This window comes from Candidatus Parvarchaeota archaeon (assembly GCA_016866895.1).
GTDB lineage: Archaea > Micrarchaeota > Micrarchaeia > Anstonellales > VGKX01 > VGKX01.
In genome coordinates this window covers 1-4525 of sequence record VGKX01000103.1, presented here as the reverse complement: position 1 = coordinate 4525, position 4525 = coordinate 1, and the positions used below count along the sequence as shown (strand labels likewise).

Sequence of the window (4525 nt, the reverse complement as noted above, 5' to 3'; positions counted from 1 at the left end):
TTTTGGCAACTTCAGCGTGCCAGAAAAGCTTTTGTCCCAGGACTACGATGTCCGGATAATGTCAAACAGGCAGGTGTTTGTCAATTGGAGCGAGGGCTCAAGGCCTTTTGCGGCCTCTTTTGCAATAAACACCAACAATATTACCGGAGGAAGCGGGACAGAAAATGGAGTTGATGCTGCAAGCGGGGTATCATGGATATCGCTTAATGCAAGCAAGGGAAGGTTTCAGGTTGAAAACACAGGCAACAGGCTTTTGGTGTCGCAAAGATAACGGATGGTTGTTGAATAGGCAAAATTTAGGGCTGATATATGATGGATGAAAGCATGGAAAACAAGGCAAGGGCAACATCAGGGAACTGCGCTACTCTCAAAAGGCGGTCATTCAGGGGCCAGTATTTTTCCTTTGATGCGATTGCGGCAAGCATTATTTTCATAATAGCAGTTTCCATACTCTCAAGCTACTGGTTTGGGATAAACTCAGTGATGGACTCTCAGACCGACAGGATGAATATTGAGGCAATGCGACTGTCTGACACATTGATGACAACAGGCTATCCGCAAAATTGGAACATGAATATCGGAGGCGCAAACCAGCTTGGCTTATTAAAAACACAGGCAAGCAACGAATTTGATGCTGCAAAGATAATCAAAATGCGGGATTATTCCTTTGACCCGGCGGATTATGGGAAACTCAAGGGTTTGTTCAAGATAGGCGGCTACGAGTTCTACGGCCAGATAAGAAAAAACGGGACAAGCGCGCCTCTTTACAGCTTTGGCAAGGACTTTTCAGCAACAAGTCCGACAAATATTGCCAGCATGCAGAGGATTGGTGTACTCGACGGAGAATTTGTTTATTTGCGCGTGTTTCTTTGGACGAATTCAAGTGTGGGATGAAGATTTTGGGGATTGGAACAGTCTGCCCAAAGTCGAGAATAATAGGATATAAACAACAGTAGTGCAACTGGTAAGAAATGATTGGGCAAAAAACCAGGGTGACAAAGAAATAATTTTAGTATAGCCAATTAATAATAGTTCTAGTCCAAGAAATCGTTTGGAGTCGGGGGTTCCGGCTTGTCGCCCTTGCGCTCCCTGATTTGCCTGACGACCTTGTTGAGAAGGTCCTTTGGCAGCGGCTCGTAGCCCGCATATTCCTGGTAAGGTATTGCCCTTCCCTGGGTTGCTGACCTTAGGTCGTTTCCAAAGCCGAACAGCTCCGCAACAGGCACCTTTGCTATTATGTTTGTAACCTCGCCTTCCTGCTGCATGTCAATCATCTGCCCGCGCTTTCCCTGGATAAGGGTGATAACCGCCCCCATGTAGTCCTGCGGCACAATGATTGTCAGCTTTTGCTTTGGCTCGTGCAGCGTGACTCCTGCAAGAAGCATGCCTGCATACATTGGCCTTTTGATTGCAGGAATGATTTGCGCAGGGCCCCTGTGCACTGGGTCTTCGTGTATAAGGGCGTCCACAAGGCGCACTTTTATTCCTGAGACTTTTTCCTTTGCAAGCGGGCCCTTTTCCAAGGCTTCCTCAAAACCTTGAAGCAACAGCTCCATAATCTCGTCAAGGTACTGGACGCCTCGGGTGTCGTTTATGAACAGGGACTTGTTGTAGATGTGCTTGACTGCCTTTGCCAAGTCGCGGTCCAGCCCTGCCTTGACAAGCGCCTCGACTGCACTTTTCCCTTTTGGCCTGCCTTCGGCAACATCCCCGTTGTCTATTGCATCAATGACAGACTGTTCTAGTTTTTCAACAAACACCTTGAGCTTGGTGTGCTTGTTTGGCGACTTGCCTTCGATTTGCGGCGAGTTGCCCAAAAGCGCTTCCCTGTAAACTACTATTGGCGGAGAGGTGATAATGTTTATTCCCCGCTCCTTTGAGATTTTGTATTCGATGATTTCAAGGTGCAAGTCGCCCATGCCGGAAATCAAGTGCTCCCCGGTCTCCTGATTTATTTCAACTTTGAGTGTCGGGTCCTCCTTGGATAGTTGCCTTAGGGCTGCAATCAGCTTTGCAAGGTCCTTTGAGTCCTTTGCTTCAATCGACTTGGTGACAACTGGCTCGGAATAATGCTTGATTTGCTCAAACGGCTCGACTTTGCCGTCGCTTACAGTCTCACCGACATAAACGTCGCGCAGGCCGACAATGCCAACTATGTTGCCAGCCGAAACCGTATCAACCATGACCCTGTCAATGCCCATGTAAACCGCGCACTGCTGCACCTTCTCCTCGCTGAATTTGGATGCAAGGTAGAGCATGTCGCTTTTTTTGACTTTTCCGGAAAACAACCTGACAACTGCAACCTCACCTGCATGCTCGTCGTTAACAACGCCAAAGCACACGCCTATTGTCTTGCCGTTTGAATCGCAGGCAAGCATTGACTTGCCTTCCGTAGAATCGAGTTCGCCTTTCCATATTACCGGAATCCTGTATTTCTGGGCCACAAGCGGATTTGGAAGATGCTCTGTGACCATTTCAAGCATTATCTCGTCAAGAGGCGACTTTTCCTGAAGTTCCTTATGCTTCCCCTCCTTGCACAATTGCGCCATTTCCTTGAAAGAAAGATTGAAGCGCTTCATTGAAAGAATTGAAACCGCCCACTTGTTGAACGCGGAGCCAAAGGCCACGTTGCCTTTTGCAACTGCAATCATCCAATCCTCCCTTTTGTCCTCCGGGGCGTATTGGGCTATGATTTTATTCAGGCCGTTTATGATTTTCACGAACCTTGCCTGCATAGCCTCGCCGTCAAGCTGCAGCTCGTTAATCAGCCTGTCAATCTTGTTTATGAATATTGTCGGCTTTGCCCTTTCACGAAGTGCCTGCCTCATAACGGTTTCTGTTTGGGGCATGATGCCCTCAACTGAGTCCACAACAAGGACCACGCCGTCAACCGCCCTCATTGCGCGGGTGACATGGCCGCCAAAGTCCACGTGCCCAGGCGTGTCAATAAGGTTCATCAGGTAATCCTTTCCTTTCAACTCAAAGGCAATCGAAATGTTTGCGGCCTTAATCGTGATTCCTCGCGCCTGCTCCTGCTCGTCAAAGTCCATGACTCGCTGCTCGCCTGCCAAATCCTTTGAGATAAGGCCTGCCCTTGCGACAAGCGAATCCGTAAGAGTTGTCTTGCCGTGGTCAACATGTGCGCAGATGGCGACGTTTCTCACGTTTTCCAGGTTGCTCATTAGTTTTGTGACTTCGCCTACGACGTATTCTTTTCTAACCATAAAATTTCACCTGCCTTGAATAAAGGATGATAAATAACAGCATGCTTGATTAAAGACACTTGAACTCAGACTCTGAAAACCGAACAGACCGCAAACCCGGATTCAGTTGCTCTCCAGCAGCATTTCAAGTAGACTTTTACGGGATAATTAAGGGGCTAATCTTTAAATACGTTTTTGAGGGGGGGCAAAATAGAAAAATTCCAATTTCTTGTTCATGCCCCCAAGCATTCCCCAAGGCTCAGGGGGCCAGTGTTCCGTTTTTGCCAAGCTCTTTAGTCGCCCTGTCAAGCATGTTTCTTGCCATTTGCACTACATGGTCAGGAGAATGCGAGTTTTTAGCGGTTTTTGCAAGTTCCGCTGCCGCCTCAGGCTGATTTTGGCTTGATTGTATTGCCAAAACTGCCGATGCAAGTGCCTGCCCGCTTGTGAATTTTTCAGGCTTTGTCGCGTGTGTGGCTATCTTGTTCAGATGCTTCACAAGCCCCGGGTTCTTTTCCACAAACTCTGCCGCCACAAGCACGAACTCCGCCTGAGCACCCGTAGAGATTATATTAATGCACGATGCCGCGTTTAGAGCAGTTCCAGAACCCTTTTTTGATAGAACCGAAACCAAACTTTCCGCCACCCTTAGCGCCACTTCTTCACCCTGCTTGACAGTTATATTTCCGATTAATCCTGCCATTTCAGTTTGTTTTTCAACCCGATTCACTTTTCCAATCGCCTCTATGCCGGTGATGGCTTTGACCACGTGTTCACTTGAATAAACATTGGTTAGCTCAAGGGATATTTTCTGCCTTGACTCGGGTTCAAGTTCCGGATTGGTTGCCTGGGTTTCAACTGCCTGCGCGATTTGAAGCAAAAGCGGCCCGACGTTAATATTTTTCATCATTGGCAGCATATTTTCATTTACCTGCTTTTCAAATGCCAAATAGGGCTTGAGCGCATTTTCCAAAGCCCCCCGTATATTTGTGTCATTTATGGCAAATATTATTTGCTGTAGCTCGTTTTCCACTGTGCCGGTGTTTTCTTCCTTGCCGCCTTTTACATAATGCCCTTCTGTTTTTTTCACTTCAATTTTCACAGGCTCGGTTTTTGCTGCCACCAAGCCCTCTTCCTTTGCAATTGTGCTTGCGATTGTGCCAGTCATTGTAGCCTCTGCCTGCGCCACTTTCGACTCAACCATCTCCACAGTGGTTTTAGGAGCTTTGGCCCTTTGGATTCCTTGGACTCCACCGGCTTCGTGGGTGCCATGCGCCCCATGAACCTTGGCCTCATACACTGCAAGCCCTGTCAAAAAACCC

General features: G+C 47.9%; 3 protein-coding genes. 1 reads left to right on the top strand and 2 read right to left on the bottom strand.

Annotated elements, in window-relative coordinates:
- Positions 1-309 precede the first annotated feature (309 nt).
- Positions 310-894: a hypothetical protein gene (locus tag FJZ26_04415; GenBank protein ID MBM3229647.1), complete on the top strand. Its 585-nt coding sequence runs from the start codon at positions 310-312 to the stop codon at positions 892-894.
- A 140-nt stretch (positions 895-1034) separates the two neighbouring features.
- Here the strand turns inward: FJZ26_04415 and FJZ26_04410 are convergent, their stop codons facing one another.
- Both FJZ26_04410 and FJZ26_04405 read right to left on the bottom strand, forming a co-directional pair.
- Positions 1035-3224, bottom strand: a complete 2190-nt coding sequence (locus FJZ26_04410; GenBank protein ID MBM3229646.1) for an elongation factor EF-2 — start codon at positions 3222-3224, stop codon at positions 1035-1037.
- A gap of 238 nt (positions 3225-3462) precedes the next feature.
- On the bottom strand, positions 3463-4407 hold the full coding sequence (locus FJZ26_04405; GenBank protein ID MBM3229645.1) for a hypothetical protein: 945 nt from the start codon (positions 4405-4407) through the stop codon (positions 3463-3465).
- Positions 4408-4525: the final 118 nt, after the last annotated feature.